Annotated in this window: 23 protein-coding genes; 5 read left to right on the forward strand and 18 right to left on the reverse strand. The window is 64.6% G+C overall.

Features of this window, described 5'->3' with window-relative positions; all coding sequences use genetic code 11:
- Positions 1–91: 91 nt before the first annotated feature.
- Positions 92–1,735: a CTP synthase gene (locus BW970_RS18485; protein ID WP_076534228.1), complete on the reverse strand. Its 1,644-nt coding sequence runs from the start codon at positions 1,733–1,735 to the stop codon at positions 92–94.
- A 135-nt stretch (positions 1,736–1,870) separates the two neighbouring features.
- Positions 1,871–2,215 (reverse strand): preprotein translocase subunit SecG, encoded by a 345-nt coding sequence (gene secG / locus BW970_RS18490; protein ID WP_076534230.1) that lies wholly within the window; start codon positions 2,213–2,215, stop codon positions 1,871–1,873.
- Positions 2,216–2,393: 178 nt separating this feature from the next.
- Here secG and BW970_RS18495 point away from each other — a divergent pair, with 178 nt between their 5' ends.
- Genes BW970_RS18495 through BW970_RS18505 form a run of 3 tightly spaced genes read left to right on the forward strand, consistent with a single transcriptional unit; the run spans position 2,394 to position 4,547 of the window.
- Positions 2,394–3,686, forward strand: coding sequence for an adenylosuccinate synthase (locus tag BW970_RS18495; protein ID WP_076534232.1), 1,293 nt, complete (start codon positions 2,394–2,396; stop codon positions 3,684–3,686).
- Positions 3,687–3,690: 4 nt separating this feature from the next.
- Complete coding sequence (locus tag BW970_RS18500) at positions 3,691–4,299, forward strand: NAD(P)H-dependent oxidoreductase (RefSeq protein WP_076534234.1); 609 nt, start codon at positions 3,691–3,693, stop codon at positions 4,297–4,299.
- Positions 4,296–4,547 carry a DUF2842 domain-containing protein gene (locus BW970_RS18505; RefSeq protein ID WP_076534236.1) on the forward strand — a complete coding sequence of 84 codons (252 nt, stop codon included), beginning with the start codon at positions 4,296–4,298 and terminating at the stop codon, positions 4,545–4,547. Before BW970_RS18500 ends, BW970_RS18505 begins: the two co-directional genes overlap by 4 nt.
- Before the next feature lie 3 nt (positions 4,548–4,550).
- Here BW970_RS18505 and BW970_RS20965 read toward each other — a convergent pair whose 3' ends face one another.
- A complete protein-coding gene (locus BW970_RS20965; protein WP_200799316.1) occupies positions 4,551–7,157 on the reverse strand; it encodes a hypothetical protein in 2,607 nt (868 codons plus the stop codon).
- A gap of 139 nt (positions 7,158–7,296) precedes the next feature.
- On the opposite strand from BW970_RS20965, the gene BW970_RS18515 reads away from it, so the two are divergent.
- Positions 7,297–7,977 carry a thiamine diphosphokinase gene (locus BW970_RS18515; protein WP_076534238.1) on the forward strand — a complete coding sequence of 227 codons (681 nt, stop codon included), beginning with the start codon at positions 7,297–7,299 and terminating at the stop codon, positions 7,975–7,977.
- Here BW970_RS18515 and BW970_RS18520 read toward each other — a convergent pair.
- The 13 genes from BW970_RS18520 to BW970_RS18580 all read right to left on the reverse strand — a co-directional run bounded on the left by BW970_RS18520 (position 7,904) and on the right by BW970_RS18580 (position 20,459).
- Positions 7,904–8,842: a DMT family transporter gene (locus BW970_RS18520; protein WP_076534241.1), complete on the reverse strand. Its 939-nt coding sequence runs from the start codon at positions 8,840–8,842 to the stop codon at positions 7,904–7,906. The two genes, BW970_RS18515 and BW970_RS18520, sit on opposite strands and share 74 nt — an antisense overlap.
- A 153-nt stretch (positions 8,843–8,995) precedes the next feature.
- Entirely contained in the window at positions 8,996–10,174 is a 1,179-nt protein-coding gene (locus BW970_RS18525; protein ID WP_076534243.1) for an ABC transporter substrate-binding protein, read from the reverse strand.
- Positions 10,175–10,205: 31 nt separating this feature from the next.
- Positions 10,206–12,095, reverse strand: a complete 1,890-nt coding sequence (locus tag BW970_RS18530; RefSeq protein WP_371870141.1) for an AMP-dependent synthetase/ligase — start codon at positions 12,093–12,095, stop codon at positions 10,206–10,208.
- Positions 12,096–12,097: 2 nt separating this feature from the next.
- Positions 12,098–12,871, reverse strand: coding sequence for an ABC transporter ATP-binding protein (locus tag BW970_RS18535; RefSeq protein ID WP_076534245.1), 774 nt, complete (start codon positions 12,869–12,871; stop codon positions 12,098–12,100).
- A complete protein-coding gene (locus BW970_RS18540) occupies positions 12,868–13,668 on the reverse strand; it encodes an ABC transporter ATP-binding protein (protein WP_076534247.1) in 801 nt (266 codons plus the stop codon). The genes BW970_RS18535 and BW970_RS18540 overlap by 4 nt, the downstream gene beginning before the upstream one ends.
- Positions 13,665–14,747 (reverse strand): branched-chain amino acid ABC transporter permease, encoded by a 1,083-nt coding sequence (locus BW970_RS18545; RefSeq protein ID WP_076534248.1) that lies wholly within the window; start codon positions 14,745–14,747, stop codon positions 13,665–13,667. The genes BW970_RS18540 and BW970_RS18545 overlap by 4 nt, the downstream gene beginning before the upstream one ends.
- A 3-nt stretch (positions 14,748–14,750) precedes the next feature.
- Entirely contained in the window at positions 14,751–15,626 is an 876-nt protein-coding gene (locus BW970_RS18550; protein ID WP_076534250.1) for a branched-chain amino acid ABC transporter permease, read from the reverse strand.
- A gap of 216 nt (positions 15,627–15,842) precedes the next feature.
- Positions 15,843–16,631, reverse strand: a complete 789-nt coding sequence (locus BW970_RS18555; RefSeq protein WP_076534252.1) for a cytochrome c1 — start codon at positions 16,629–16,631, stop codon at positions 15,843–15,845.
- A 17-nt stretch (positions 16,632–16,648) separates the two neighbouring features.
- The gene (petB, locus tag BW970_RS18560) at positions 16,649–17,962 is read right to left on the reverse strand and encodes a cytochrome b (protein WP_076534254.1); all 1,314 of its coding nucleotides are present in this window, start codon (positions 17,960–17,962) and stop codon (positions 16,649–16,651) included.
- A gap of 11 nt (positions 17,963–17,973) precedes the next feature.
- Positions 17,974–18,558, reverse strand: a complete 585-nt coding sequence (petA, locus tag BW970_RS18565; RefSeq protein WP_076534256.1) for a ubiquinol-cytochrome c reductase iron-sulfur subunit — start codon at positions 18,556–18,558, stop codon at positions 17,974–17,976.
- A gap of 661 nt (positions 18,559–19,219) precedes the next feature.
- Positions 19,220–19,387, reverse strand: a complete 168-nt coding sequence (locus BW970_RS18570) for a YdcH family protein (protein WP_076534258.1) — start codon at positions 19,385–19,387, stop codon at positions 19,220–19,222.
- A gap of 101 nt (positions 19,388–19,488) precedes the next feature.
- Positions 19,489–20,247, reverse strand: a complete 759-nt coding sequence (locus BW970_RS18575; RefSeq protein WP_076534260.1) for a tRNA1(Val) (adenine(37)-N6)-methyltransferase — start codon at positions 20,245–20,247, stop codon at positions 19,489–19,491.
- On the reverse strand, positions 20,244–20,459 hold the full coding sequence (locus BW970_RS18580; protein ID WP_076534262.1) for a putative signal transducing protein: 216 nt from the start codon (positions 20,457–20,459) through the stop codon (positions 20,244–20,246). The genes BW970_RS18575 and BW970_RS18580 overlap by 4 nt, the downstream gene beginning before the upstream one ends.
- 52 nt (positions 20,460–20,511) lie before the next feature.
- Here BW970_RS18580 and BW970_RS18585 point away from each other — a divergent pair, with 52 nt between their 5' ends.
- Positions 20,512–21,510: a polyprenyl synthetase family protein gene (locus tag BW970_RS18585; protein WP_076534273.1), complete on the forward strand. Its 999-nt coding sequence runs from the start codon at positions 20,512–20,514 to the stop codon at positions 21,508–21,510.
- Positions 21,511–21,592: 82 nt separating this feature from the next.
- On the opposite strand, the gene murD is transcribed toward BW970_RS18585, so the two are convergent.
- Positions 21,593–22,996 (reverse strand): UDP-N-acetylmuramoyl-L-alanine--D-glutamate ligase, encoded by a 1,404-nt coding sequence (gene murD / locus BW970_RS18590; RefSeq protein WP_076534264.1) that lies wholly within the window; start codon positions 22,994–22,996, stop codon positions 21,593–21,595.
- Positions 22,997–23,000: 4 nt separating this feature from the next.
- The gene (locus BW970_RS18595; protein ID WP_076534266.1) at positions 23,001–26,135 is read right to left on the reverse strand and encodes a valine--tRNA ligase; all 3,135 of its coding nucleotides are present in this window, start codon (positions 26,133–26,135) and stop codon (positions 23,001–23,003) included.
- Between the last annotated feature and the right edge of the window lie 555 nt (positions 26,136–26,690).

The following is a 26,690-nucleotide window of genomic DNA, read 5'->3' on the forward strand; positions in this document are numbered from 1 at the left end:
GGGGCGGCTGCCGCAAATCCTCACCACCCGGCCAATGTTGCCACATGGACAAAAAGGCCGGGCGCGTTCATTGCCATTAGCGGCCCTGGCGTCACACCAGCCGCGACACATCCACCGCAGCGCGGACGAAATCCGCGAACAGCGGATGCGGCTCGAAGGGTTTGGACTTCAGTTCAGGGTGGAACTGCACGCCGATGAACCACGGGTGATCCGGGTATTCGACGATTTCCGGCAACCGGCCATCGGGCGACATGCCAGAGAATGACAGCCCACAGGCCTGAAGTTGTTCGCGGTAGCGGATGTCCACCTCATAGCGGTGGCGATGACGCTCCTCGATGGCCGTGGCGCCATAGACCTGCGCCACCTTCGACCCTTCGGCCAGCGACGCGGTATAGGCCCCCAGCCGCATGGTGCCGCCCTTGTCGTCGGTCGTCTTGCGTTCGACCCGATGGTTGCCCTGCACCCATTCCTTGAGGTGATAGACCACCGGCGTGAATCGCTTGCCGCCCGCCTCGTGGTCGAATTCCTCGGACCCGGCATCATTGATGCCTGCAAGGTTGCGGCTGGCTTCGATCACCGCCATCTGCATACCCAGACAGATGCCCAGATAGGGAATCTGCTTCTCGCGGGCGAACTGTGCCGCGCGGATCTTGCCTTCGGTGCCACGTTCACCAAAGCCGCCAGGCACAAGAATCGCGTGGAACCCCTCCAGATAGGGGGCCGGATCCTCACGCTCGAATATCTCGGCGTCGATCCATTCGGCCTTGACCCGCACCCGGTTGGCCATACCGCCATGGGTCAGCGCCTCGGCAATGGATTTGTAGGCGTCTTCCAACTGGGTGTATTTGCCCACGATGGCCACACGCACCATGCCTTCGGCATTGGTCAGGCGGTCCATCACATCTTCCCAGCGCGTCAGGTTCGGGCGCGGCGCGGGGGCAATGCCAAAGGCGTCCAGCACCGCCTGATCCAGCCCTTCGCGGTGATAGGCCAGCGGCGCCTCGTAGATGGTCTTGAGATCATAGGCGGGAATCACCGCCTCTTTGCGCACATTGCAGAACAGCGCGATCTTTTCACGCTCGCGCTCTGGGATCGGATGTTCGCTGCGGCACACCAGAACATCCGGCGCCAGACCGATGGATTGCAGTTCCTTGACGCTGTGCTGGGTCGGCTTGGTTTTCAACTCGCCACTCGCCGCCAGATAGGGCAGCAGCGTCAGGTGCATCAGGATGCATTCGCCGCGCGGGCGTTCGTGGATGAACTGCCGGATAGCTTCAAAGAACGGCAACCCTTCGATATCGCCCACCGTGCCGCCGATCTCGCACAGCATGAAGTCGCACTCGTCAGCGCCGATCTTGAGGAAATCCTTGATCTCGTTGGTGACATGGGGAACGACCTGAATGGTCTTGCCCAGATAATCGCCACGACGCTCTTTCTCCAGAACGTTGGAATAGATCCGGCCCGAGGAAATGGAATCGGTCTTGCGTGCCGAAACGCCGGTGAACCGTTCATAATGGCCCAGATCCAGATCGGTTTCGGCGCCATCGTCGGTAACAAAGACCTCGCCATGTTCAAAGGGCGACATCGTGCCGGGATCGACGTTGAGATAGGGGTCCAGCTTGCGCAACCGCACCGAATAGCCGCGGGCCTGCAACAGGGCCCCCAGCGCCGCCGAGGCCAGCCCCTTGCCAAGGGACGAAACCACGCCGCCGGTGATGAAGATATAACGTGCCATGGCGGCCCCCCGTGAAATGGCGAATGAATGCGGAATCGCACCATCACGGGGGTCAAGCTATACAATGCCTGCCCACGTTGCGCAATGTGCCGCAAGCGGTTGCGGCCCGAAGACCGGCAGAACCTATGTCTGGTGTCAGTCGACGCGAGGCGGCGTCAGCGGCTGATCGGTCAGGGACGGCGGCAGAAGGTCGCTGCCCGGCGTGGCCGGTGCAGTCGTGCCCGCAGGGGCCGTGCCGTCGATCACAGAGGTGGAGGCCGCTTCGCGGCGGGCCAGTACCGTCAGCGTCAGCGAGGTACAGATGAAAGCGATTGCCAGAAGCCAGGTCACCTTGCTCATGGCGGTCGCGGCCGAACGGCCCGAGACGACACCGCCGCCGCCGCCGATCCCCAGACCGCCGCCTTCGGAGCGCTGCAACAGCACGACGCCCACAAGCGCCAGGGCAAGGATCAGGTGAATGGTGAGGACGACGTTTTCCATGCGGCTGGACCTGTCTGCTGCTGACGCGCCTATCTAGGCGCAAGGGGGCCGGGGCGCAAGCCCGAAGGGCAGCACCATCCAGAGCGGCGAATATGCGCCGTTGCGTTTTTCCTGTTTCGCCCCCTGCATCACACCGCTATAGAACAGCCGGTTTCACCTGAAGGGAAGGACCATCCCAATGGCCAACGTGGTTGTCGTGGGCGCCCAATGGGGCGACGAGGGCAAGGGCAAGATCGTCGACTGGCTGTCTGAACGCGCGGATGTCATCGCGCGGTTTCAAGGCGGGCACAATGCGGGCCATACCCTCGTCATCGACGGCGTGACCTACAAGCTGTCGCTGTTGCCGTCGGGCATCGTGCGGGGCGGCAAGCTGTCGGTCATCGGCAACGGCGTGGTGCTGGACCCATGGGCCCTCTTGTCAGAGATCGAGAAGCTGTCCGCGCAAGGCGTGGTGGTGAACCCCCAGGGACTGCTGATCGCGGAAAATACTCCGCTGATCCTGCCGGTGCATGGCGAACTGGATCGCGCCCGCGAAGAACAGAACTCCGCCGCCAAGATCGGCACCACGGGCCGCGGAATCGGCCCCGCCTATGAAGACAAGGTGGGCCGCCGCTCGATCCGTGTGGCCGATCTTGCCGACGAGGCGACGCTGGATCTGCGTATTGGCCGGTTGCTGACGCACCACAACGCATTGCGCGCCGGGCTGGGCCTTGCCCCGGTGGATCCGGTGGCGCTCAAGGCGCAGTTGATGGAGGTCGCCCCCAGGATCCTGCCCTATGCCGCGCCAGTCTGGAAAGTGATGACCGAGGCCCGCAAGGCCGGCAAGCGCATCCTGTTCGAAGGCGCGCAAGGCGCGCTGCTGGACGTCGACTTCGGCACCTATCCCTATGTCACCTCGTCGAATACGCTGGCGGGCATGGCGGCCACCGGCACCGGGCTTGGCCCAACGGCGGTCGATTTCGTGCTGGGGATCGTCAAGGCCTATACCACCCGTGTGGGCGAAGGGCCTTTCCCGACCGAGCTGCACGATTCCGACGGCGAACGCCTTGGCGTGCGCGGCCATGAATTCGGCACCGTGACCGGGCGCAAGCGCCGCTGCGGCTGGTTCGATGCGGTTCTGGTGCGCCAGACCTGTGCGACCAGCGGCGTGTCGGGCATCGCGCTGACCAAACTGGATGTGCTGGACGGGTTCGAGACGCTGAAGATCTGCGTCGGCTACGAGCTTGACGGCCAGCGGCTGGATTACCTGCCGACGGCGGCCAACCTTCAGGCGCGGGTCACTCCGATCTACGAAGAGCTCGAAGGCTGGACAGAGTCGACCGCAGGCGCGCGGAGTTGGGCCGATCTGCCCGGTGCGGCGGTGAAATACGTCCGCCGCATCGAGGAGCTGATCCAGTGCCCGGTCGCCCTGCTGTCCACCAGCCCCGAGCGGGACGATACCATCCTCGTCACCGACCCCTTCGCGGACTGAGCCGATGATGCGCTGTGTGCTGATCGACGCCCACCCCGACGCCGACCGGCTTTCCGCGCATCTGTTGGACACCTACGCCGCCGCACTGCCCCCCGAGACAGAGGTGGTGCGGCTGGCCATCCGCGACATGGACTTCACCCCCGACCTGTCGCGCGGATACGAGGATGTGCCACCGCTGGAACCCGATCTGGCCCATGCGCTGGACGCGATCGAGCGGTGCGACCATCTGGTTCTGGCCTTTCCCCTGTGGTGGGGCGCGGAACCGGCGCGGCTCAAGGGGTTCTGGGACCGCGTGCTGCTGCCCCGGCGGGCGTTTCGCTATCACACATCCGATCCATGGTGGGACAGGTTGCTGCGCGGGCGATCCGCCGATGTCATCGTGACAATGGACACGCCCCCGCTGTACCTGCGGCTGGCCTATTTTGATCCGCTGGGCTGGCGTTACCGGCGTCAGCTTCTGGGGTTTGTCGGCTTTTCGCCCATTCGCCTGCTGTATTTCGGAATGGTGCGCCGCGGCGGTGCGGAACGGAACCTGCCCGGCTGGCGGGCGCGGTTGGCCAAGGCCGCCCGCAGCGCAAAGGGCCTTCGCCGTGGCAAACGGAGCGATCAATGACCTACAAGACCCGCAAGCGATTATCTTTGCTGATCCTTCTGATCGGCTTGCCGGTGTATCTCGTTGTGGCCGTCAGCATCGTGAACTGGTTGGACCGCCCGCCGATCTGGGCCGAGTTCCTGGTCTATGTTGCGCTTGGCATTGTCTGGGCGCTGCCATTTCGCAAGCTGTTCAGGGGGGTGGGCCAGCCTGACCCGGCGGAATGCGAACGGGGCCCCGAAGGGCCCCGCGACAGCTCTGACCGCTGATCTTCAGCCCGCGTAGCGTTTCGCGGCGGCCAATGCCTCGGACTCGTCCGGCAATGCAAAAAACCCCCGGCGGGGACGGACCAGACGGCCTTCACGCAGCAGAACGCCAAAGGCGATCAACGCCTCTTCTCGGGTGGCCGCCAGATCGTTGGAGCCGGACAGCTTCATCAACTGCGGCCGGTTGAAACTGTCCCGCCCTTCGGCGGCCATCAACCAGGCGCCTGCCGCCTCCATCCGGTCGGTCAGGTCGGTCACGCCAAGATGGGCGAGGTATTCCGGCAACCCTCCTGCCCCACCGAACAGGTTGTCCCGGTGGTCCTGTGCCATGTCGTCGTCGTCATCGGGATCCTCGTCGGCTTGCAGGGCCAGGGCCGTGTTCGCCATCGGCCGGCTGCGCGTCTGGCTGTTGGCCGCCGCTACCGGCGATGGCCGGTCGATCCGCTGGGCCGACACCAGAACCAGCGGCGCCACACTGCCCTTCCGCCCGTCCGTCGCATCCCCCTCGGTCCTGCGCGGGCGCACGACATCGGCCAGGTCATTGCGATAGGCCGCCGTGGTATCTGCCGTACGGCTGGCACCACCGGGTGCCATCCGATCTGCCACCGTTGCGGCAACGGCCGCTTTCAGATGTGCGATTGTCGATGTGCGGCGACGGGTTTCGGCGCCTTCCATCTCGGTATTCGCCTGACGGATAAGCCGATCCACAGCCGCATCATCCGACACCGCTTCGCGTTCCAGGACGTTGCGCTCGCGCACGCGCTGCGGGCGCACCGGGCGGGCCGGGCTGACCGGCGCGGTTGCCGCACGGGGCGCGGCGCTGCCGTCCGGGCGCGGCGTGGTCGGACGCACACCTTTCGGGCGCACGGGAACGGGGCGGGCCGGTCGCACGCGATCCACGGATGGCGGCGCGGCGACCGACAGATCCTCGGCTTCGGGGGTATCCGCACCGGCAGTCTCCGGGCTTGCAACGATGGCATCTTCGGCAGGGGCGGCCGGTTCGTCCGGTGCCCCGGTCACGTCTTCGGACCCCGCATCCAGCGCGGCGCGCAGGTCATCGGCATCCGCGACAGGTGCCGCAGCCTCGGGCCGGGCACGACGCACCTTGATGATACGGGCACCGGAGGGCGCAGGCAAAGCCGCCTCTGCCGATTCGACGGTAGCCTCGGTCGCCGCAGGGGCGGGCCGGTTCGCGCGCTCGGCAAGGCGCGCGATCAGGCTGTCCACCTCATCAAGCTCTGACGGCGCCTCGTCCTCCACGCCAGCGTCCTGCGCATCACTCACCGAAGGGGTCACATCAGGCCCCCCCGTCTCCGCCTCTGCGACGGCCTCGGTTGCGACGGCCTCGGTCAGCGAGGTCAGCAGGGCCTCAAGATCCGGTTCGTCTCCGGCAACCGCTGTCTCGACCTGCTCCTCCACGGGCTCGGCGGCTGCTTCGGCGGCCGCTTCAGCCTCCAGCCCCTCAAAGGCGGCCTCCAGCGCATCGAGGTCAAAGTCGGCGGGCGCCTGCGCCGAGGTGCCCTCTGGCTGGCGCGCGGGACCGTCAATCGCGGTTTCCTCAATCGCGGCATCGGCCACAGGCGCCACGGGTGCAACAGGTTTGCGATTCGCCCGACGGCGGCGCACCGCCCAGGCACCCGACCGAGCGCGCAGCGGACGTCCCTGCCGCGCGACCGGGGCGGCTTCGGCTTCGGCTTCGGCTTCGGCTTCGGCTTCGGCTTCGGCTTCGGCTTCGGCTTCGGCTTCGGCTTCGGCTTCGGCTTCGGCTTCGGCTTCGGCTTCGGCTTCGGCTTCGGCTTCGGAAAGCGCGTCGATCACTGCGGGCTGGTCAAGCGCAATTTCGGGCTCGGGCTGGTCAAAGCCCGGATGCCCGAGTGTGGCAGATTCCACAGCTTCGATTGCAGAAGCTTCGAATTCGGGGGCGGCCTCGTCGTCAAAATCCGCGTCCCCGATGGTCGGTCCCGCTTCGGCGATGACGGCAAGCATCCGGGCCACATCGGCGGATTCCGGCGTCTCGGTCGGCTGATCGTCGGTCAAGTCGTCCGGCCGGGCAGCCTCTGGCGTCGCTTCGGCGATTTCCTCGGCCGCCAAAAGGAAGGACTCGTCCCCGACCTGCTCGGCATCCTCGATCTCGTCCTCGAAGGCTGTTGTGCGCGACCGGCTCACCGCAGCACGAATCCGGGCCAGTTTGGCCGCGACACCGTCATCCACAGGGCGCAACCGTGGCGAGGGCGATTCGACGATGACATGCGGCTGGCTGGCGGCCTCGGGTTGCGCAGTTGCGTCGGGGCCTTCGGCCACCGGAGGCTGCGGCATCGTGGCGGCTGCGGTCGTGGCAAGCGTGGGGGCCGGCACGGCATCGCCCGCCCGCAGAATCACACCGTTTTCTTCGATCTTGGCTTCGACCCGGCGTTGGATCTCGCGTTCGGCAATCCTGTGCAGCATCGCCGCATCGGGTTGTGGCGGCTCGGCGCCGAAATACCTGTCTTCGGCGGCAAGATCCCGGAAATACTCGGCAATCGCCTTCATCGTGCCGAACGGATCATCGAACCCTTCCAGCGTGCAGGAGAAGGTTCCGTAAGATACGGTCAGGATCCGGTTCTGCGATACCATGGTCTGCTGCCTTCTGCCCGAGTGTCGTCTATGCACTTTAACCGTTACTGGTTCGATTCCATGAACCGACCAAGGCAAATTGAAGGATTGATCGTGTCCTTGGTTACTCTCTTTTGCCTTAATTGGAGAAAGTTTCCGCGTGCAAAGCCCCCTTGTCGAGTCAGAACACGGTGTAACACTGGTCGGCGGAGCCCCGGTTTCCGGGCCGCTTCTGACGCGTGCCCTGGCCCATGCGCCACGTCTGGTGGCGGTTGACGGCGGCGCAGACCGGGCGCTGCGGCTGGGGCACCGGCCCGAGGCCGTGGTCGGAGACCTGGATTCGATCTCGGCGGGCGCGCGCGCGCAACTGGCGGACCGGCTGCATCATATCGCCGAACAGGATACCACAGATTTCGACAAGGCGCTGCGCAGCGTCGCCGCACCCTTCGTGCTGGCGCTGGGATTTTCCGGCGCGCGGCTGGACCATGGCCTGTCGGTGCTGAACGCCCTGGCCCGTCATGCCGAACGGCGCTGCCTGATTCTGTCAGGTCAGGACATCGCGTTTCTGGCGCCGCCCAGACTGACGCTGCGCCTGCCCCGCAAATCACGGCTGTCGCTGTTCCCGCTTGGTCCGGTGCAGGGCACCAGCCTTGGGTTGCGCTGGCCGATCAATGGCCTGACCTTCGCCCCGGATGCCCGGATCGGAACCTCCAACGAGGTTTCGGACCCGGACGTGCAGCTTTCCTTCAATGCCCAGCGGATGCTGGTCATCCTTCCACGGGCGCGGTTGGGTGCCGTGCTCGACGGGCTTGGCGTGCCGTCACACGCTCGCGGTGGATGATATACAGCCCCGAAGCGACGATGACCGCGATCCCCGTCCAGGTCCAGGCATTGGGGAAATCGCCGAACACCAGATAGGCCAGCGTCGCTGCCGAGACGATTTCCAGATAATGCAACGGCGCCAGCGTGGCCGATGGCGCCAGCTTGAGCGCATAGGTCATGAACATGTGGCTGACCGTAGCCGCAAGGCCGACCCCGAACAGCCAGCCCCAGGCCACCCCCTGGGGCATGACAGGGTCAAGCGTGGCAATGCCCGACCCCTTGGCAAGCATCACGATGGGCAGACAGATCAGCGCCGCGACCCAGGCGGTATGGACCTGCATCGCCTCGGGGGTCATGTGACGCGACGCCTCGCGCGTGATGAGCATGTAGGCGGCAAAGGCAAAGGCCGTACCCACCGGCAACAGCGCGACCCAGCCGAAGGTGGCAAAGCTGGGCTGGATCACCATCAGCGCGCCAAGAAAACCGACCGCCGAGGCCGCGATCCGCCGCGGTCCCACTTCGTCGTTGAACATCAGCTTGCCAAAGATCAACAGGATGAACGGCTCGACAAAGGCAATCGCCAGCGCATCGGCAATCGGCATGTGGCTGACAGCCCAGACAAAGGTGAAGGTCGCCGCGATCGAGGCAAGCGCGCGCCACAGCACCAGACGAAAGGCACGCGCCGTCATGCGCAGCCCCTGCCCCAGCACCAGCAGAATCGGCAGCATGAGTGCCGCCTGCACCACGAAACGCGCCAGCGTGACCTGCCCGACCGGAATGGTCTGGGTGGCAAGCTTGGCCGAAACGTCGATCAGCGGCGCGAACAGGCAAAAGCCCAGCATCAGGGCGACACCGGGCAGGATGCGGTCGGTCTGGGTGGTCATGGGCGGTCCTGGCGGCTGGTGAGGAAGCGGGGGGCTCACCCCCCGCATCCCGTGGGATATCAGGATCAGGGCAAAGCCACACCGCCCAGACCTATCCTGCACCGTCGCGCAGGTCCAGAGCGCGGCGCCACGAAAGGGCGCCGCGCTGCCGGGTCAACTGCCCGAGGGGGTTTCGCGGGCGATCAGGTTCCAGACGCCATCCTTGACTACCGAGATCGTGACCTCGTTCGCGCCCTGATGGCTTTCCGGCGTATACCGCATGTGCATGTCCGTCAGCTCATCCATGAAGTCGAGGCTTTCCATCGCGGCCAGGAAGGATTCGCGCGTCAGATCCGCGCCGGTGGCCTCCAGCGCACGCACCACAGTATCGGCGGTGGCATAGCCCAGCATGGCAAAGCCGGTGGCCGGCTGGCCGTATTTGGCCGTGTAATCCGCCATGAACTTGGCCGGAACCGGATCTTCCTTGCGCGCCTGCAGATCGACCCAACCCGCCGCGGCATAAAGCCCGTCGGTCACACCGCCCGGCACGGCTGCCACCGCCTCAAGGAAGCCGGCCGAGGTGGCAAGGAATTTCACATCGGTCCAGCCCAGTTGTTTGGCGGTGCCCACCACGGTGATCCCGGCGCGCACGCCCAGCGCCATTGTCACCACTTCGCACCCATCGGCGCGCAGCTTCTGGACCGCGCCGACGAAATCCTGCTCGTCGGGTTTGTGCGTCGTCTCGGAAACGAATTCCATGCCCAGTTCGGCGGCCTTCTCCTTGGAGGCCGACGAGATTTCCATCCCGAAGTCGGTCGGCAGATACATGGTGCAGACCTTCTTGACCCCGAATTCCTTGTTCAGGAAACGCAGGCCCGCAACGGTCTGGTCATAGTAGCTGGAAAAGGCGACGAACTTGTTTTCCGCCCCTTCCTCGGGCAGCATCTCGCGCGCGGCGGTCAGCGGGTTGATGTTGAAGATCCCCTTGGGGTCCATGATCTTGAAGCCGGCCAGATTGTGCGGCGTGCCCAGCGACATGATCATGGCAAAGACCTTGTCGCGATTGACCAGCTTGTTGTAGGCCTGCGTCGCCTTGGGCAGTTGATAGCCGTGATCCTCGACCACGAACTTGATCATGCGGCCATGCACACCGCCCGCCGCATTCGCCTGTTCGAACCGCAGCGAGGCGCCGTTCATCGCCGGAACGCCGATGGCGGCAAAGATGCCGCTGAGGTCGTTGACCGACCCGATCACCACTTCCTTGTCGCTGACCCCTTGGGTTTCGGCCAGCGCCCCCTGGGCAAGCCCCAGCGCCAGCGCGCCTGCGGCCAGTGTCTTGATCGTAGCCTTCATGGTGTCCTCCCTTTGCCCCCTCCTCCGGGGGTTAACGATACATGTCGTCGATCAACGCCTTGTGTTTCTTTTCGACGAAGCTGCGCTTGAGCTTCATCGTGGCGGTGAGTTCGTCGTCCTCGGCGGTCAGCAGCACGTCGATCAGCCGGAAATCCTTGATCTGCTCCACCCGCGCGAATTCCTTGTTCACCTGGTCGATCTCGGCCCGGATCAGATCCTGCACCTGTGGCGCGCGGGTCAAAGAGGCGAAATCGGCATAGGGCACGCGGGCGGTCTGGGCGAATTTCTCGACATTCTCCTGGTCGATCATGATCAGCGCCGTCAGATATTTGCGCCGGTCGCCAATGATCACCGCATCCGAAATATAGTGGCTGAACTTCAACCGGCTTTCAATTTCCGCCGGAGTGATGTTCTTGCCGCCTGCGGTGATGATGATGTCCTTGAGCCGCCCGGTGATGATCAGAAAGCCGTCGTCGTCGATCCGACCGATATCGCCGGTGCGCAGCCAGCCGTCGGCGGTAAAGGTCTCGGCGGTCTTTTCCGGCAGTTCCCAATAACCCTTGAAGTTGGCCAGCGCCCTCGACTGGATTTCGCCATCCTCGGCAATGCGCAGATCAACGCCGGGCATCGCCTGGCCGGTCGCCCCCAGCCGGTCGGCGCCGGGGCGGTTGACGGTGCAGGTGGCGGCATTTTCGGTCATGCCATAGCCTTCGAACACCGGCACGCCAATGGCGCGGTACCATTTCAGCAAGGCGGGGCTGATCGGGGCGGCGCCGGAAATGCCCTGTTTCAGCCGGTCCATCCCCAGCAACTGGCGCAGGTTGCGAAACACCAGCAGCTCGGCCAGCGCGACGCCCGCCCGCCCAAGGATGGACAAGGGCTTGCCCCCCGTTTCCGCCTCGGCCCGCGCCATACCGGCCTTCATCGCCAGACCATAGGCCATCCGGCCCGTCCAGGTCGCCTCTGACGCCAGGATCAGGACACGCGAATAGACCTTTTCCCACACGCGGGGCACGGCAGCAAAGACTTCGGGGCTGACTTCGCGCAGGTTATCGAACACCGTCTCGGGGCTTTCGGCAAAGTTCACCACCGACCGGGCGGCGATGGGGAAATAGGCCGAATTGTTGCGCTCGAAGATGTGGCACAGCGGCAGGAAGCACAGTTGTTCCGCCTCGGGCCGCACGGCAAGGTTGCGCAGGCCCGCCTGAATGGCATGGAGCACATTTTCATGCGTCAGCATGGCCCCCTTTGGGGCGCCCGTCGTGCCGGAGGTGTAGATCAGCAGCGCGACATCCTGCGGCTGGGCCTTGTCGATCTCTGCCTCGAAACTGCCGGGATGCTCTGCCTCTTCCTGTTGGCCGAGGGCATAGAGCTCGGGCAGGAACAGGAATCGCTCACCCTTGAGGTCGTGCAGCCCCTCGTCCTCCAGGATGATCACCTTGTCCACGCCCGGCGCGCCGTCGGGAATATCAAGGAACTTGTCCAGTTGTTCCTCGTTCTCGACCACCAGGAACCGGCAGCGACTGTTTTGCAGGATATAGGCGACCTGACTGGACGAATCGGTCGTGTAGATGCCCGAGGATATGCCCCCCATGCATTGCACGCCCTGATCGAAATACAGCCATTCCTTGCGGTCCTCTGACAGGATCTGCACCACCTCGCCACGTTGCAGGCCAAGCCGGCGCAGGCCAAGGCCGATCCACTTGGCATGGGTCCAGTAATCGGCCCAGGTGAATTCGCGCCAGATGCCCAGCGTCTTTTCCCGATGCGCAATGCGGGTGGGTTCCGATTGCGCCCGGTGGCGGAACAGCCCCGAGATGGTATCGCAGCCATCCACCAGCAGCGGGCGTTGGCTGGAATCGACATTGATGGCAACACCCTTGACGGTTTCCATCGGCGGAATGGTGGCGTGGCGGGTCATGCTCACCTCCAGGTCTTGCGGCGTTTCCAGCGGCGTTCGCCGCGGGCGCCCTCATTGGCATGGCCAAGGTAAAAGCTCTGGATATCCTCCGAGGATGCCAGACGATCGGCGGTGCCGTTCATCACGATGCGGCCCAATTCCAGCACATAGCCGTCATCAGCCAGATCCAGCGCCACGGCGGCATTCTGTTCGACAACCATCATCGTGACGCCGACATCGGCGTTCAACCGCTTGAGAATGGCAAAGATCTCCTGTGTCAGCAGCGGCGACAGGCCAAGGCTGGGTTCGTCCAGCAACATCAGCTTGGGGCGCAGCATCAACCCGCGCCCGATGGCCAGCATCTGTTGTTGCCCGCCGGACAGGGTGCCCGCCTCTTGCGCGCGGCGTTCGGCCAGAATGGGGAAGTAGCTGAACACCAGATCGCGGTCGCGGGCTATTTCGGCCTTGTCGCGGCGGGTATAGGCGCCAAGCGCCAGGTTTTCCTCGACCGTCAGCAGCGGGAACACCTCGCGCCCCTCGGGAACGTGGACAATCCCGGCCCGGACAATGCGGTGCGGCTCCCATCCGGCGATGTTCTGGCCCTGAAACAGGATTTCGCCCTTTTCGGGATCCATGATGCCGGAAATGGTCTTGAGCAATGTGGTCTTGCCGGCCCCATTGGCACCCAGCACCGTGACAACGCGGCCCTCATGCACCTCCAGGCTGACCCCGCGCAGCGCCATGATGGGGCCGTAAAAGGTTTCGAGATTGCGGATTTCCAACAAGGGCGCGGTCATTTACGGGCCCCTTTCGCATCTGCGGTTTTGGAAATCGCACCTGTGCCCAGATACGCGGCAATCACCGCCGGGTGCGACTGCACCTCGGCGGGCGTGCCTTCGGCGATCTTCTTTCCGCCATCCAGCGCCAGCACCCGGTCGCAGACCTTGGACACCAGACCCATGTCATGTTCCACCATCAGAACGGTGATGCCCATCTGGCGGCGAATATCGTCGATCCACCAGCGCATGTTCTGGGTTTCCTCGACCGAAAGGCCGCTGGCCGGTTCATCCAGCAGCAGCAGCCGGGGCTTTGACGCCAGCGCGCGACCCAGCTCCACCACCTTGCGCACCCCATAGGGCAGACCGGCAATGCGCTGATCGCGGTAGGGTTGCAGATCCAGAAAGTCGATCACTTCTTCGACCGCCGCGCGATGGGCGCGTTCTTCGTCGCGCACACGTGGGGTGAACAGGATATTCTCCACCATCCCTGTGCGTCGGTGCCGATGCCGCCCGACCAGAAGGTTCTGCAAGACCGTCGCCTGATGGAACAATTCGATGTTCTGGAACGTGCGCGCGATGCCCACCCCCGGCACCTGATGCGGCGCCATGCGCAACAGATCCTGCCCGTCGAAGAGGATCGACCCCGAGACCGGCGTATAGAACCGCGAGATCAGGTTGAACGCCGTCGATTTCCCGGCGCCATTCGGCCCCACCAGGGCAAAGACCTGCCCCTCCTCGACCGTCAGGGTCAAGGCGTTGACAGCTGTCAACCCGCCGAACTTCAGGGTGGCGTCGCGTATTTCCAGCAGGCTCACCGCAAACGCTCCGTCTTGAGATAGGATTTCTGGCGCCGGAACATGTCCTTGCGGGCAAAGGGAAACAGCTCCAGCCAGGTGCGCATCTTCAGCCAGCGACCATAGAGGCCCATCGGCTCGAACAGGATGAACAGGATCAGGATGCCGCCGAACACTGCCGCCTCCAGCCCCGGAATGGCGATGCCGCCCCCAATGCTGCCGGTGATGATCGACAGAAGCTGCGGCAGAAAGGCCACGACCACCGCCCCCAGAAACGCCCCGTGGATAAAGCCAAGACCGCCCACCACGATCATCATCACCAACTGGATCGAGATCAGGAAGTTGAACGTCTCGTTGTTGAACACTTCGGCGAACAGGCCCATCAGCGCACCGCCCAGACCTGTCATGGCGCAGGACAGGCCAAAGGCGATGGTCTTGGTGCGGGCGACATCCACCCCCATCGCCTGGGCCGAAATCTCGCTGTCGCGCACAGCCGCAAAGCTGCGGCCCAGCGGGCTGCGCAGGATGTTGCGATAGGCGGCCGTCACCATCACCACCACGGCCAGCGCCAGCCAGTACCAGGCGGCCGGATTGGCCCAACGGTTGATCTCGTAACCCAGAATGGTGATCGGGGGCGCATACATGCCGTTCACCCCGCCGGTCCAGCGCGCCAGCAGCACGATGATGTCATCCGCCAGAATCGCCAGTGCCAGCGTGGCAATCGCCAGATAGACCCCGTGCAGCCGCAAGGCGGGCACCGCCACAAGCGCACCGATCAGCCCGGTGATCACCCCCGCAAGCAGGAACGCCAGCACAAAGGGCACCCCCGCATTGATCATCAGAACGCAGGCATAGCACCCCAGCGCCATGAAGGCCGAATGCCCCAGACTGACCTGCCCGGTCTGCCCGGTCAGCAGCATCAGGCCCAGTCCCGCAACCGACCAGATCAAGACGTTGGTCGCCTCGCCCAGAAAGAAGTCGTCGATCAGCCAGGGCAACACCACCGCAAAGACCAGCAGGGCAAGATAGAGCCCTCGCTTCCACCAGTCGGGAAACAGGTCGATGTCGGTGTCGTAGCTGGTCTTGAAATGGAACCGCATGGCTCAGACCTTCTTGGTTCGGACCTGGCTGAACAGGCCGTGCGGACGGAACACCAGCACCAGAATCAGCAGCGCATAGGGCGCGATCTGGCTGTAGCCGGGCGGCAGGTAACGGGCGGCAAAGGGTTCGATGATGCCCACGAGCAGGCCGCCCATCAGCGCGCCGGGCAGGCTGCCGAACCCGCCGATCACTGCGGCTGCAAAAGCCTTGATGCCGATAAAGCCGGCATTCGGTTCCAGCGCGCCCTTGGAGGCATAGAGGATCCCCGCAATCGCGGCGACGATCCCGGCCAGCGCCCAGACCATGCCCTGCACCCGCTTGACCGGGATGCCCATGTAATAGGCGGCCATCTGGTTCTGGCTGGCCGCCTGCATCGCGAGGCCCACCTTGGTTTTCTGAAAGAACTGCCACAGCACCAGCGTCAGGAGCAGCGTCACGACGATCACCGCAAGATCGACCGTGCCCAGAACCACGGTACCGAACCGAACGTCGCCAAACGCTAGCGGAGAGCGCAGCGATTGCGGCTCGTGGCCCCAGATGGATCCGGCGATGAAACGCAGGATGAAGCCAAGCGCAATGGTCAGGATGATCACCGCCGTCTGGCTTTGCCCGAACACCACCCGCAGGATGGTGGCGTCGATCAGATAGCCGATGGCGCCCATGATCAGGAACACCAGCGGCAATGCGACCCAGAAGGGCAACCCGGCATATTCGGGATTCACCAGACCAAGCGTGACGAAGGCGCCCAGCATCATGAAATCGCCTTGCGCGAAATTCACCGCCTCGGTCGCCTTGTAGATCAGGACGAACCCAAGCGCGACAAGGCCATAGACACAGCCATTCGCAAGCCCGCTGACCAGCAGCTGCAATACGTCCATTCTTTCCTCCCGAATGCGGCCGGTCCTCTGTCGGGTCCGGTCCGCGCGCGCCCCTGCCCGGTGTCCCGGTACAGGCCATCGTGGCGCAGTCACCTATGATGAGCCTGCAACGCCTATGTCCGTCAACGATTTTCCTCGCCTTACGTTGCGGAAGCCCGACAATGCAAAACCCCGCCCTTTCGGGCGGGGTTCAGATTGCGCGAAATTGCTGGCGGATCAGGCGTGTTTCTTGCCTTTGATCCCGGCCCAAAGACGCTTGTTCGTCAGATACAGCAGCACCGTCAGGATGGTCAGGAAGATCACCGCAGTGAACCCGGCCTGTTTGCGGGCCATCATCTTGGGCTCTGCCGCCCACATCAGAAAGGCCGTCACATCCTCGGACATCTGGTGCAGCGAATTGCCGTGACCATCGTCGAATTCCACCTGACCATCGGACAGCGGGGGCGCCATCGCGATCCAGCCACCGGGGAATGCGGTGTTTTCGTAGAAGGTCGTCCCGGCCTCTTCCTTTTCGACGCCGGTATAGCCGGTCAGGATCGAGGCAAGATACTCCGGCCCGCCGATCCCGCGCAGGAACTGGTTGATCCCAAGCCCATAGGGGCCATGAAAGCCCGAACGCGCCTTGGTCATCAGCGACAGGTCCGGGGCGGTTTCAAGACCTGAGCCTGGGAAAGGGTCAGAGGTTTCGCGCGCCCGCTCGTCCCCGTCGGGCAGTGCAACGGGGGCCAGTTCACGCGCATAGGCGCGCACCTGATCCTCGGGCAGCTCCGGCCCGCCGGGGTCGGCCAGCGTACGGATCGGCACGTACTTCAGCCCGTGGCAGGCCGAGCACACCTCGGTATAGACCTTGAGACCGCGTTGCAGCTGAAGCTGATCGTAGGTGCCGAACGGCCCTTCGAAGCTGAACGCGAAATCCTCAACATGGCCGGCAGCCCCGGCGGCAAGCACCCCGCCCGAGGACAGCGTGAACGCAGTCAGCGCGGAAAGCGTGAGTTTGCGGATCATTGATATTGCTCCTTCTCTCACTCTGCGGGCTGGCCGTAGTGCGATTTGAAATCTTCCTCGATCGTTGCCGGTTGCGGCAGCGGCTTTTCGATCAACCCCAGCAGCGGCAGGATGACAAGGAAGTATGCGAACCAGTAGGTCGAGGCGATCAGCGAAATCCAGGTGTAGATGCCTTCGGCCGGCATGGCGCCCACCCACATCAGAACCATGAAGTCCACCACGAGCAGCCAGAACCACCATTTGAACATGGGGCGATAGCGACCCGAACGCACCGATGAGGTATCCAGCCAGGGGGCCAGTGCCATCACCGCGATGGCGCCGAACATGGCCAGCACGCCAAAGAACTTGGCATCGACGATGCCGAAGGTGACGAACTGCACCAGCTGCACGACCCAGACGTCGCCGGTAAAGGCGCGCAGGATGGCGTAGAACGGCAGGAAGTACCATTCGGGCACGATATGCGCCGGCGTCACCAGCGGGTTCGCCTCGATATAGTTGTCGGCATGGCCCAGATAGTTGGGCATGAAGCCGACGATGGCGAAGAACACGATCAGAATGATGCCCAGGGCGAACAGATCCTTGATCACGTAATACGGCCAGAACGGAACCGTATCCTTCTCGGCTTCGGCCTTCGAGGTGCGGCGCACTTCGACCCCGGTCGGGTTGTTGTTGCCGGTCGTGTGGAAGGCCCAGATGTGCACCGCGACCAGCGCCGCGATCACGAAGGGCAGCAGGTAATGCAGCGAGAAGAAGCGGTTCAGCGTGGCATTGTCCACCGCAGGCCCGCCCAGCAGCCATTCCTGAATGGCCGGGCCAACACCGGGGATCGCGCCGAACAGGCCGGTGATCACCGTGGCCCCCCAGAAGGACATCTGACCCCAGGGCAGCACATAGCCCATGAAGGCGGTTGCCATCATCGCCAGATAGATCAGCATCCCGATGATCCAGGTCACTTCACGCGGAGCCTTGTAGGATCCGTAGTAAAGGCCGCGGAAGATGTGCAGATAAACCGCGACGAAGAACAGCGAGGCGCCGTTGGCGTGCAGATAGCGGATCATGTGCCCGCCGTTCACGTTGCGCATGATGTGTTCGACACTGGCAAAGGCCATATCGACATGCGGTGTGTAATGCATGACCAGCACGATGCCGGTGATGATCTGCAAGGCAAGGCAGAAGGTCAGGATGATGCCCCAGATCCACATCCAGTTGAGGTTCTTGGGGGTCGGGATCATCAGCGTGTCATAGGCCAGACCCACGATGGGCAGGCGCTTGTGCAGCCATTTCTCGATGCCGGTCTTGGGCTCGTAATGGTCGTGCGGAATTCCAGCCATTGGGTCGCTCCTCAGCCCAGCTTGATCGTGGATGCATCGGTGAATGCGGCCACCGGGATGTGCAGGTTTTCCGGTGCCGGACCACGGCGGATGCGGCCTGCGGTATCATAGTGCGACCCGTGGCACGGGCAGAACCAGCCGCCGAAATCCCCTGCGCCATCCCCGATCGGCACACAGCCCAGGTGGGTGCAGACGCCCGACATGACCAGCCACTCTTCGGCGGCGTCACCTTCGGCCTCTGGCGGAACCAGTGCGCGGTTCTCGTCGGTGGCAGGGGTGCCCGCGCCCAGGTTGGGGTTGCGCGCATCCCGGTCCATCAGCTGATCCAGCGGGACGGCACGGGCCGCCTCGATCTCGGCTGCGGTGCGGCGCCGGATGAACACCGGCTTGCCCAGGTATTTCACGGTCAGCTGCGTGCCCACCTCGACGCCCGACACATCGACAAAGATGGACGACAGGGCCTGCACGTCGGCGGACGGATTCATCTGATTGACCAGCGGCCAGACCGCGGCGCCCGCGGCAACAGCCCCGGCCCCGGCAGTGGCGTAATACAGGAAATCCCTGCGAGTGCCTGCGTGATCTTCTGCGTGGGACACGTTCCAAACTCCCTTTGCCAGCCGGGGAGACCGGCCATATGCATGGACGGGGGCGTGCATGACACCCCCCTCTGACGCGGCTTTTAGCGGGCATGGCCGTGCGCGTCCAGCGGGCAAACCGCCACGGGGGCGCGGATTTTGCCCAACCGATGCGGCATTGCCGCGCAGATGCTTGCGTTTGCGTCACAGAAACCGGCCAAAGGACGCGCGGCGCCCTACATTGCCGCGCGACACCGCGACATGCGGCGGCCTTGCCGCACGCGGCCTGTCTGGCGGGAATCGTATGGCCGCAGGTTACGGAATACGGGGAGGCGTGTCATTGCACGGCGCTGCGGGCCGATCGCGCGGAGGTTGCGTCGGCCAAGGCGACACCCGAGACCTGCACCCCTCGTGATGCACCTGCATCAGGGGTCGCGCAGCACATTCAAACACCCCGGCAACAGGCTGCGGCTTGTGGCAACACTCCATCACTGCCGAGCAGACCACCTGGCACGGCCAGCCGCTGCGCAGAACGACGCCTGCACGCCGAAAGGACAAATAAAAACGGCACCGGGGCGATTGCGGAACCCTCTGCCCCACAGCCCCGATGCCGCATATAACTCGTGCTCCATGCCAACCGGCTGCGGCAAATCAGACGCAGGGCCAGGCCGGAGCTTGCGGATCAGTGATGGCCCAGGCGCGCCATTTCCTCTTTCAGGCGCATCTTCTGCTTTTTCAGTTCGGCAATCCGCAGGGCATCCGCTGCGGGGCTGCGCTGTTCCTGTTCCACCAGAGTCGAGAGATTTTCGTGCTTGCGGCGCAGTTCCTGCAGGTGCGAAGCGATGGTCATGTACAGTCTCCTCTCCGGTTACATCCGTGTAACGAGTGCATCACAGATCCTGAGTCGTGTCACCAACAGTTGGAGTCACAGGACTGTCAATTGACGACAATTCAGCCGAAAGCCGCCACCGCAGCGCCGTCACGCAGGATCGCGCGGGCCTCTGGGGCATAGCTTTCGTGATCGCCGTCATGGCGGGCGCCCTCGTGCAGCACCATCGGCGCCAACAGACGGAACGGACCGCGCGCGCCCTTGCGCGCCCGCACGATGACGCGGTTCGCCATCCGGCCCGTGCGTGGCGCCAGCGGCAGGACCGCCACGGCACCGAAACCATCCATCCCGCGCAAGAGATCGGGCAGACGTTCGGCCAGATGGATCATGGTCAGCCAGCCGCCGGGATGCAGACGTTTCCGGGCGGCCAGAACCCAGTCGGACAGGGGCGTATCCTCGCGCAAGGCGGTCTCGCGGCCCGGATCGCGCGCAGCGGTGCCGTCCTGTGGCGCGAAATAGGGGGGATTCGCCATGACATGATCAAAGGATCCGCGCAGGGCGGGCGGCATGTCACGCAGATCGCCCTCATGGACCGCCAGACCGATGCCGGTGGCCTGCGCATTGTCGCGGGCCAGTTCGGCATAGGCGGACTGCACCTCCAGCCCGTGCAGGCGCAGCCCCGGCACCCGTGCCCCCAGACAGAACGAGGCCACACCGACCCCACACCCAAGTTCCAGCACCGATTGCCCGCTGCGGGCAGGACAGGCCGCCGCCAGCAACACCGGATCGGTCGCCGCACGATACCCATAGCGTGGCTGCGACAGCCGCAATCGCCCCCCCAGGAACAGATCCTGCGTGCGGTCCTCGGGGGGAAAGCTCATGCCGTCGGCTCCAGCCCGTTGTCGGCAAGAATGCTGCGCGCGAGAAAGGCGTCCCGGTCGGCAACCATCAGACGGCGCGGCAAAATGCCTATGGACCCCTCGAGCACGCTCGTGTGGACGTCGAGAACGAAGGCCGTTATACCCTCGCCGGACAGCAGCGCCTCGGCAAAGGCGATCCGGGTCGGGTCGGTGCTGCGCAGGATTTCCCTCATGGGAAAAGGGTTAGCGGCAGGCGATGCGCTTGTCGAGACGGGGCGAGGGGACATGGCCTTGGACAGCGATGCAGTGAAACCGCACGACAGGCTCGCGGCGGCACTGGCCGACGACATGGAGGCGGTCAATGCGCTGATCCGTGACCGCATGGCCAGCGAACACGCCCCGCGCATCCCCGAAGTGACCGCCCATCTGGTCGAGGCGGGCGGCAAACGGCTGCGCCCCATGTTGACACTGGCCGCTGCCCGGCTGCTGGGGGGCGACGGCGACAAGGCGGTCAAGCTGGCCGCAACGGTCGAGTTCATCCATACCGCAACGCTGCTGCATGACGATGTGGTGGACGAAAGCAAGAAGCGACGCGGGCGGCCCACCGCCAATCTGCTGTGGGACAACAAGTCCAGCGTGCTGGTGGGCGATTACCTGTTCGCCCGCAGCTTCCAGTTGATGACGGAATGCGAATCGCTGGCGATCATGGCGGTGCTGGCCAATGCCTCGGCGGTGATCGCCGAAGGCGAGGTGCTGCAACTGACGGCGGCACAGAACATCGCAACCACGCCGGAGATCTATCTTCAGGTGATCCGTGGCAAGACAGCCGCGCTGTTTTCCGCCGCGACCGAGGTGGGCGGCATGGTGGCGGGGGCGACAGAGGCGCAGGTGGGTGCCTTGCGGTCCTATGGCGATGCGCTGGGGATTGCCTTCCAGATGGCCGACGATCTGCTGGACTATGGCGGCAGCGAGGCGATCGGCAAGAACACCGGCGACGATTTCCGCGAGCGCAAGCTGACGCTGCCGGTCATCCTGGCGATCGCGCGGGCCGATGCCGAAGAGCGCGCCTTCTGGCTGCGCGTGATCGACAAGGGCGATCAGCGCGACGGCGATCTGGACCATGCGCTGGCCCTGATGCGCCGGCATGGCACACTGGAGGCCACGCGCGACGCCGCCAACGACTGGGCCGCGCGGGCGCGGATGGCGCTGGAGGGGCTGCCCGACCACCCGCTGCGCGGGATGCTGTCGGATCTGGCCGCCTATGTCGTGGCGCGGCTGGTCTGATCCCTGGCGCGGAACGGCGAGCGCCGGGGGCCCTGCCCCCGGACCCCCGGGGTATTTCGGGCAAGATGAAGAAGGCCGGGGGTCAGGGATCGGGCAAGGCCGCGACGAGAGCGGCGAAATGCTCGCCGCGTTTTTCAAAGTTGGGATATTGGTCGAAGCTGGCCGCGGCAGGCGCCAGCAGCACGACATCACCAGGCTCTGCCTCGGCGGCGGCGCGGGTGACGGCGCGATCCATCGTTTCGCAGATCTCTTGCGGGGTTGCACCCAGTTGCAAGGCGAAGTCCCTGGCAGAATGCCCGATCAGATAGGCTTTGCGAATATTGCCGAGATCGGGGGCCAGGCTTGAGATGCCGCCCTCCTTGCCCATGCCGCCGGCGATCCAGCGGATGCGCGGAAAGGCGCGCAGCGCCTGGGCGGCACTGTCGGTATTGGTGGCCTTGGAATCGTTGACGAAGCGTACGCCGTTGAGGGTGCGGATCAGCTGGCTGCGGTGCGGCAATCCGGCAAAGCTATGCAGCGCGGCTTCGATGTCGCGTGGCCCCAGGCCCAGCGCGCGGGCCGCGGCCCAGGCGGCTGCGGCGTTCTGGTGATTGTGTGCGCCGGGCAGGCCCGCGATGTCGCGCAGATCGGCCGACGCGATCTGGCGCCCCTTGCGCCATTCCGACAGGAACCCCTTGCGGGCAAAGACAGACCAGCCAAAGGTTTCCAGCTTTTGTCCCGACGATACCCGGATCACCCGGTCATCCATCGGACCCATGGCGAGTTGGTCGGCCAGGAACCAGCCTTCGGTCTCGTCCACTCCGACCACGGCGCGGTCGGGCCCGCCTTCGGCAAAGAGGCGGCGTTTGGCCGCGAAATAGCCACCCATACCGTGATGCCGGTCCAGGTGGTCCGGTGAAAGATTGGTAAAGACCGCCACATCGGGGGTCAGCGCGCGGGCCAGGTCGGTCTGGTAGCTGGAGAGTTCCAGCACCACGACCCCGCCGTCGCCGGGTGGGTCGATATCCAGCACGCCGCGTCCGATATTGCCGGCCATCTGCACCTCGCGCCCCGACTCGGCCAGGATATGGGCGATGAGGGCGGTGGTGGTGGATTTGCCGTTCGAGCCGGTGATGGCGACGACGCGCGGGGCGGTGTCGTAGGCCGCCCAGTCCTGTTGGCCCAGCGAGCGGAAGAACAGGCCGATGTCATTGTCCAGCGGCACGCCCAACTGCATCGCACGCAACAGCACTGGATGCGGCGCGGGGTAGAGATGCGGGATGCCGGGCGAGGTGACGACGCAGGCCAGCGTCGTCAGCACATTGTCGCGGCGCAGATCCTCGGGGGTGAAGCCCTCGGCCTCGGCTTTGGCGCGGGCTTCGGGGCTGTCGTCCCAAACCACCGGGGTTGCGCCTCCGGCCGTCAGCGCGCGCGCGGTGGCCAAGCCCGAACGGCCGAGACCCAGGACGCCGACGCGCTGGCCGGAGAAACCCTGCACCGGGATCATCGCGTCACCCCAGTTCCGCCAGGCGGGCCAGGGCGGCGCGGACGCGGCCCAGTTCCTCGTCGCGCAAGGCAAGGTTGTCGCGTGCCTCGATCACCACCTCTTCGGCGGCGCTTTCGATGAACTTGGGGTTCGACAGCCGGCTGCGCAGGCCCCCTGCCTCTTTCTCCAGCTTGGCGGCGGCCTTTTCCAGTCGGGCCTTTTCACCGGCCACGTCGATGACGCCCGCGAGCGGCAGGGCAAAGGCGCCCCCTTCGACCGGGATGGTGACCGAGCCCTTGGGTGCCGCGCCTTCGGTCAGGTCGGCCAGGCGGGCGAGACGTTTGATCAGCGCTTCATTGCGCGCCCAGGCCGCCCTGCCCCGCTCATCCAGCGATGTGAGGATCACCGGCAGATGCAGGCCCACCGGGACGCCCATCTGGGCGCGGGCCGAGCGGACATCCTCGATCAGGGCGATCACCCAGCGCATTTCGCGTTCCGCCTCCGCGTCCACCAGTTCGGGCCCGTAGGTCGGCCAATCCTGATGCACCAGCAGGTTGGCGCGGCTGCCGGTGATCGCCCACAGTTCCTCGGTGATGAAGGGCATGATCGGATGCAGCAGGATCATCGACTGGTCCAGCACCCAGGCCATGGTGGCGCGGGTCTCGGCCGCCGTGGCCGCATCGCTCAGCAACGGCTTCGCAAATTCAACATACCAGTCGCAGACCTTGCCCCAGACGAACTTGTACAGCGCATCGGCCGCGTCGTTGAAGCGGTAGGCGGCCAGTGCCTCGTCCACCTCGGCGCGGACGCGGGCGGTTTCGCCGATGATCCAGCGGTTCACAGTGGCCTGTGCCTGCGGCGGCTGGTCCTTGGTGCTGTGCCCCTCCCACACGCCATTCATTTCGGCAAAGCGGGTGGCGTTCCACAGCTTGGTGCCGAAGTTGCGGTAGCCGGTGATGCGCTGCATGTCGAGCTTCAGCACCCCGCCGATCGAAGCCATGGCGGCATTGGTGAACCGCAGCGCATCGGCGCCGAACTCGTCGATGATGTCCAGCGGATCGACCACATTGCCAAGCGACTTGGACATCTTCTTGCCCTTGGCGTCGCGCACCAGACCATGGAGGTAAACGGTGTGGAACGGCGCCTGATCCACCACGGCCAATTGCATCATCATCATGCGCGCAACCCAGAAGAACAGGATATCGGCCCCCGTTACCAGCACGCTGGTGGGGAAATAGCGGCGCATCTCGTCGGTCGGTTCGGGCCAGCCCAGCGTGCCGATGGGCCAGAGGCCCGAAGAAAACCAGGTGTCGAGCACGTCGGGATCGCGCCAGACCGGATAGATCAGGCGGGTCGGATCCTGCGTCAGATTGTAATCGGCCAGCGCGGCTGTCAACACATCCAGCGCCTCGGCACGGCTGGACACCTCGACCACACGCGCATGGTTCAGCGGCATGGGCAACGGCCCCAGCGCATCACGGAATGTCTCGACCACTGCATCGAAGGTCGGGGCGCAGTGATACACCGGCTCTGCGGAATTGAAGCCACCTTCGTCGAGCAGGCGGAAAAGCTCCACCTCGTCCAGCGCGTTATCGCCTTGATCGTCGGCAAAGCCGCCCATTATGTCAAAGCCATACCACACCGGGATCTGATGCCCCCACCAAAGCTGGCGGGAAATGCACCAGGGCTCGATATTCTCCAGCCAGTGATAATAGGTCTTTTCGCCCGACTCGGGGATGATCTTGACCTGACCCGAGCGCACAGCCTCCAGCGCGGGGCCGACGATCTTTTCGGCATCCACGAACCACTGGTCGGTCAGCATCGGTTCGATCACCACCTTGGAGCGGTCGCCGAAGGGCTGCATGATCTTTTTCGCCTCGATCAGCGGGACCAGCGCGTCGGCGCCTTCGGCATCGGGCTTCAGCGCGGCCTTGCCCAGGCGGGGGTCATCGGCGCGGGTCATCACCGCCAGACCTTCGGCCACGATCTCCTCGACCACGCGGGCGCGGGCCTCGTAGCGGTCCAGTCCGCGCAGATGGTCGGGGACCAGGTTCAGCAGATCGGTCTCGGTCTCGGTCAGCGTCTGTTCGCCACGTGCAACGGCCTGGGCGGTAACGGCTGCCTCGGCATAGGGCAGACCGTCGGCGCGCATCCGGGCGCGCATGTCCATCAGGCGATAGCAGGGAATGCCGCCGCGTTTCGCCACACCGTAATCGTTGAAATCATGCGCCCCGGTGATCTTCACCGCGCCCGAGCCAAAGGTCATGTCCGGGTAGTCGTCGGTGATGATCGGGATCAGTCGGCGATGTTCCTTGGGCCCGACCGGGATTTCGCACAGCAGTCCGACGATGGGCTTGTAGCGTTCATCATCGGGGTGCACCGCCACTGCGCCATCGCCCAGCATGGTTTCGGGCCGCGTCGTGGCGATCGAGATGTAATCCCGCGTCTCGCGCAGGGTCACGTTCCCCTCGGCGTCCTTTTCGACATAGTCATAGGTCGCGCCACCGGCCAGCGGGTATTTGAAATGCCACATGTGGCCGTCAACCTCGGTGTTCTCCACCTCGAGGTCCGAGATCGCGGTCTCGAAATGCGGATCCCAGTTCACCAGCCGCTTGCCACGATAGATCAGGCCCTTGCGGTACATGTCCACAAAGACCTTGATCACCGCATCGTGGAAATTGCCGTCCTCGCCCGCAGGCGCGCCGGGGGCGCCCGACATGGTGAACGCCTCGCGCGACCAGTCGCAACTGGCGCCAAGGCGTTTCAGCTGGCCGATGATGTTGCCGCGCGATTTCCGCTTTTGCTCCCACACAAGCCCGATGAAGTCCTCGCGGCTGAAATCGGTGCGGCGGCGATTGGTGGCGGCCAGCTCGCGCTCCACCACCATCTGGGTCGCAATGCCTGCATGGTCGGTGCCCGGCTGCCACAGCGTGTCATGCCCCTGCATCCGGTGCCAGCGCGTCAGGATATCCTGAAGCGTGTTGTTGAAGGCGTGGCCCATGTGCAGACTGCCCGTCACGTTCGGGGGCGGGATCACGATGGAAAAGCTCTCGGCCCCCGGCTTGGCATTGACGCCTGCGGCAAAGGCGTTCGCCTCATCCCACCGCGCAGAGATGCGCGCTTCGGCTTCGGTCGGATTGAACGTCTTTTCCATCGGCATGGCAGGGATCCTTGTGGCGTCGCGGTTATGTAGCGCGCCAAGGCGCCAAGGGGAAGGGAGACGAGGCGTCGGGGGGGCCGCCACCCCGCGATCACAACGGCAACCGGCTGCGCCATGTGGCCACCGGCTGGGCGGATGGCGTGCTGACCATCACCGTCGCGGAGCAGGTCCCAGACAATGGCCTCTAGATCGCGGGCAACCCGATGGACGTGCCCGGCGGACGCTGGGTCGATGTCAGGCTGCAGGAGGCCCCGCCTGAAGAGATGTGAGAAGAGGTGTCAGGATCCGGCGTGGGGGCTGGATCCTGACAGGCACACTCCCAGCACGAAGAGGCGAATGAACGACTTTACTCTTGCTGCAAAGCGCTTCTGAGCTTCCCTCCCTCCCGAGAGAACGAGAGACATTTTATTTTGGCGGCGATCAGGAGGACGCTGTCTTTGTCAAAATCATTCCAGCAATCGGGCTCTGTTGCACAAATCGGCTGATGGCCGGGGTTCCCCTTTCCCCGGACAGACTTATCCCACGGGCTCTGTGACAGGGATGCCGAGCGCGGTG

Origin of the sequence: Gemmobacter megaterium (assembly GCF_900156815.1) — a bacterium.
In the GTDB taxonomy this organism is placed as follows: domain Bacteria; phylum Pseudomonadota; class Alphaproteobacteria; order Rhodobacterales; family Rhodobacteraceae; genus Wagnerdoeblera; species Wagnerdoeblera megaterium.